This window comes from Nocardia sp. NPDC004260 (assembly GCF_053603155.1).
On the sequence record NZ_JBSGEZ010000170.1, the window covers coordinates 1 to 4,796 of the forward strand.

At 63.0% G+C, this 4,796-nt stretch carries 4 protein-coding genes; 2 read left to right on the plus strand and 2 right to left on the minus strand.

The window, feature by feature from the left end; translation table 11 throughout:
- Positions 1-35: 35 nt before the first annotated feature.
- Together ACWEO7_RS38055 and whiA are read right to left on the minus strand one after the other, a co-directional pair.
- On the minus strand, positions 36-161 hold the full coding sequence (locus ACWEO7_RS38055; RefSeq protein WP_452430532.1) for a hypothetical protein: 126 nt from the start codon (positions 159-161) through the stop codon (positions 36-38).
- A 342-nt stretch (positions 162-503) separates the two neighbouring features.
- Complete coding sequence (whiA, locus tag ACWEO7_RS38060) at positions 504-1,004, minus strand: DNA-binding protein WhiA (RefSeq protein ID WP_452430534.1); 501 nt, start codon at positions 1,002-1,004, stop codon at positions 504-506.
- Positions 1,005-1,435: 431 nt separating this feature from the next.
- Between whiA and ACWEO7_RS38065 the strand changes: the two genes are divergently transcribed.
- Entirely contained in the window at positions 1,436-1,870 is a 435-nt protein-coding gene (locus tag ACWEO7_RS38065) for a hypothetical protein (protein ID WP_452430536.1), read from the plus strand.
- Between the two features lie 122 nt (positions 1,871-1,992).
- Positions 1,993-3,612: a hypothetical protein gene (locus ACWEO7_RS38070; RefSeq protein WP_452430538.1), complete on the plus strand. Its 1,620-nt coding sequence runs from the start codon at positions 1,993-1,995 to the stop codon at positions 3,610-3,612.
- Positions 3,613-4,796 lie beyond the last annotated feature (1,184 nt).

Consider the following 4,796-nt stretch of genomic DNA (forward strand, 5'->3'; position numbering starts at 1 on the left):
CCTGATGCCCGCCTCGCCTGCTGGGCGACTGCTGTTCATTCGGGGAAGTCGAGTCCGGCAACGAGGTCGAAGAACTGCTGGTCGATGACGCCCCAGACCTCGACCTCGATCGCATCGATGACTCCCCGGTACTCGATGGTCCCGCCCGTGGACGGTGGCACGACCGCGGGACAACCCCAGCAGCTGCGCCCAGGCCTGCACGATCTCCGGAACCTGGGCTTCGCTGTAGTCCCGGCCGGCGGTGGTGCCGGAGACCGCGAGCGCGCCGGTGTCCTCGGTAACGAACAACTCCCAGCTCAACGGTGCACACCCCGCCCGCTGCCCGACCTTGTTCACCACCGCCCCGACACCCAACGCGATCATCCAGCCGAAACCGTGACCACCGGCCGCCTCACGCCACGACGTCACCGCCCTACCTCCTGTCCGTGCACAGGGGTGTCGACCGGGTCGGAGCAACCCACCGACGGTGCGACTTTGCTGAACAGTAGCCGCTGCTGTGATGGTCAGGGTGTTCCGGTCGTGCCGCAGCCCGTGGTGTGGCGGTCGGCCAGGGCGATCAGCCGTCGCAATCGTCCGGCGACGGTGTCCTTCGACAGGGGTGGGGTGGCCAGCTTCCCGAGCGCGCCCATCCCGGCGTGCGGGTGTTGCAGCCGCAGGTGCGCGATGGCCGCGAGGTGGTCGGGGACCCGGTCGCCGAGCACCGCGAGCGCCGCCCGCACGGCCGCGAGCTGGGTGGCGGCGGCCTGCTGGGCGCGGCCGGTGTTGGCGGCGGTGAGTTCCCGCGTCGCGGGGCGGGTGCGGCGGCGCTTGTCGTCCCAGCGCGCGCGGACCTGCCGCGCCGCCCGGGGTGCGCTGATCGCGGTCAGCGCTGTGGTGACCGCGTCGATCCCGGTCGCGGTGACGTGATCGGCGCCGGTTCTCTCGTGGTGACGCACTGCGGCGACGGCCCCGACCCGGCGCAGCGCCCCGGCGACAGCCAGAGCGACCGCCAGAGTGGGACACACGATCTGCAGTCAATCACCCGGAGCATGCCGCGCCCCAGCGAGCTTACGAATATTCCGCTCCTCCAACACATCCCGCGCAGGACGCGCGACCAGCACCTTCGGCAGAACCACTCCACGACACCCGAACCAACAAGACCCACAACAAGATACATGATCATTGAGGAACGCAGCATTAGCCCCGCTCGATCGCCGCACCGACAGCGCGTTGCCGTCACCGCCTGCCGCGCCCAGATCACCACCATGTACCAGCGAGGTAGACCCACGTTTCATCGTAGGGATTTCCCCCATTTCGTGTCGATCATTTCCCGTGGGAAGGTCACACCGGTAGTGCACTCGCCGGTTTCTCTGGCAATGGGCAACCCTATCGCCGGCGGCAGGGCGAGATCTCCCTATCCGTCGACGGTCAAGACTCAAGAGCAGGAGAGAAGCGCATGACCAGACCGGATGAAAGTGAGGGCAAAGGTGACTTGACCGGGAACGGCGGTTCGCAGGAGAATATCTCGAAAACGCCGACTCCGCCTTACGATACCACAATACATCCGCTTCCCGAAGGAAGCGGTCTGATACTCCATCCGGACCACATGCCCGGACCCATAGCGGCAGTCGATCTGGTAGACGAGATTTTCACCACGGTAAACAAACGCCTGGCGAGATCGAACGGCGATGCATTTTTCGTTATGATGGATCCGGGAATCTTCGGCGATACGGCCATAGCATCCGCATGGTCAGCATTTCATCAGGCTTGGGTTCGGGAGATAGGTGTGACGAGCTCGGCAATAGCCGAACTCAGGAAGCTGCTGCCCGACGCCACTGCGAAATATAAAGTAGCAGATCTGGATGGACGCCGGATGATAGCCGACGTGTAATAGCAGTACGCCTTGTGTGAGAGTTCCCAGTGAACCGCTCCGTACGGCAGGATTGCCCAATTGAGTGGAAGTGGCATGGCCGAGCCTAATAGCGCAACGCGCCGCCCGCGGGAAAGTCGGCGATGAGTACGGTGCCCGCGCTGCACGCGGCGTTGAACGTGATCGATGACCTGATGTTCGATCATCGTGTATCGGTGCTATCCACGGGCTTGCCGCGCGCGATCGACATCGCCCTGATGCCTCCTTCGCCGGGTGGCTCCCCGACAAGCATTACCGAGCGGGCAGGCGATTATAAAGCCGCCGCGGAGGCATGTGACAGAGCCGCGGTGGATTTGACCTCGGTGGCGGCCGGATCGCTCCCCGCCGCCTGGCGTGGAGCGGCTGCCGAGACCGCAGCGGAAGCTGTGCGGGCTCTTGCATCCCAATCTGGGTTGGCCCATGTCGCCTTCAAGGGTGGAGCTGACGCCTTAAATGCTTTTGCCGAGCAGCTGGCGCAGGCGCAGAAACTCGATGAGCAGGGGATCGAACTGCTGCGGCAGGTCAGGGATGCGGCGCTGTCACCGGACGAGTCGGGGATCAAGTGGTTCGAGATTCGCGATCAGGCGGCGCTGGGATGTCGGCAACGACTCGTTGCGGCCAATATCCGGGATCATGCTGCAACCGATGTGGTGAGCGCACTGAACCAGATTGCTGCAGAAGCCCGGGCGAGGCAGATCAATTCACCCGGCATCGATCCATTGTCGTCGATAGCTTTGTCGTATGCTGACGACGGCGGATTTGCGCGGAGTGATCTCCTCGATAACATCCTCACGCCGACAGCGTTGGCGCGCGGCTCGCAGCTGCTGAACAACATGTCTCAAGCGGATCGCAAAAAATTTGATGAAATGCTGGGCGGCGCTAAATCTCCGCAGGAGGCTGCGTATATTTGGAAAGCGCTGGCAGCCGGCTATTCACTGGCTGACGTCCAGGCATTTGACGAACTGATCCACCCGCACGGAAATGATTTCGATTGGCTGTTCGACCACTTGAATCCCCACGTTAATAGCCCGGATATATCAGGGGAAGTAGAAGAAGGTGGGGAACATGCATTGCGTTATGAACCTGGGTCCACGACACCGGCAGGGGAGAAAGATGGGGTCGATGTTGACAAAATATTCGGTCAGGATAAGGGTGACTGCGTTTCTGCGGCCACCATCATCGCGCGGGCTGCTAACGACCCAGTATTCATGCTGGGATTGACAACCGGCCAAGGTCCGGCAGCGTCAGTAGTAGGCGGCGCGGACCCCGGCAACGATTCCCGAGCAGCGTTCCGCGACCGGTTGGTTCATGTCTACGATGCCACCGACGCCAAGCATCCCGGCGGCAAGGACGCGGAAAAACTGTTCACCACTATGCTCCAGCCGGTTACTGGCGATGCTTATACGGAAACGCACGTTGCTGGTGCTTCACCTTCCGAGATGTCAGCGGCGCGTGAGGCAATGTTGCCGGAGATCGAGACCGCGGTGAATGCAGGAAAACCGGTTCCCATCACCGTGTCTCCGGCCTCGGGGAAGGGAGTTGCCCACGAATTGGTGATCATGGCCGTGCAAGACGACATGCTGGAAATCTATAACCCCTGGGGCTTCACAGAATGGGTCTCCAAGCAGCAGTTCATCCACGGTGTGCTGGGCTCCGTCACCGGAAATGATGATCACCCGAGTCAAGGTTTGAGCAACCCTACCGATGTTGCAGTGCCGCGCTGAGTGACCGGACGATTCGTTGTTACGAAGAGCTGCTGCGCGGGATCGACGCCAAGGCAGGAGCCAGATCAACTGGGTCGTAGAACCCAGGTTGATCCGGCAGACCCTTGAGGAGATGCGCAGGCGCTGCCCGATTCCCTCCTCGGGATCGAGCGTTCCCGCCACTGTACCGCGCTGCGTGACGACTCGCGCCTACCGCACTGGATCGACCACATCGGTCGCAGCGCCACCAGTGAAATCGGCAGCACTCCCACAGCGTCACGAGCGACTCGACCCGGCAGGCTGCCGCGATCCAACTCCCCAGGCGCACGCCGCCGGTCGAGAAACAGGCCCGGAAGGCCCGCAGGGACTTGTTCGACCTTGTGCGGAAAGTGACGTTGCGGCACCGGTGCCGCAACCGAAACCGAGATAGCCCAGGTACGTGACGACCTGGACCCACTCTAACAGCGCCCCGCTGCCGTGAGAGCCCTGGCCGAGGCTACCGCGCGAAGTGCCAACCTCGCCCGCTTCGCCTGGGAACAGAAACTCGCCGACACCTTCGACGCGGCTGTCCGCTCGAGCGCTCTTGACAATGCACACCGTTGCGTCGAGGACGAGGCCAGTGTCCAGGCGCAGAGCAAGCCCGCATCGATCGCCGCGATGTCCGGGTCCAGGATGTTCTTGAGCAGCAGCAGCGACGCGAGGAACTGTCTCTCGAGCGCCGGAGGCTTGAGGATCGGGCCCGCGAGAAGATCTACGACCAAGACCACCCTGACCCGAACCGATCACTGCACCAAGAGCCAAGACTGTGCAACGACCGGCGCGTATCCGGATGTACCAGCCATCGCCCGATCTCGGGCCCCGCCGCGACCACGGTCTCGGTTGTAGCCACCGGTCGGCATCGGCCGCGTCGCACTAGCTTCTCCCGCTCCTGCGCGTGGGGGCTACGTGTTGAAGTCCACCACGCGTGGACTTTATGGCGGACTTCAACAGCCGGACAGTCTTGGATTCGATGTTCCGGCGTTCTCAGCGCTCGGCGGTGGCCTCGTCAAGCGGAGTCGAGCATACAGATCGGGTGACCCGAGCTACCGCACCCTTTTCGGAGCCGCAAACCCCCGCAAATTCGTGTCGTCTGACCAGGCGTTTTCTTCACACTGAAAGTGTTGGGTCTGGCGGGTGGCTGCGGGCACAAGCGCCCGTCAGCCCCT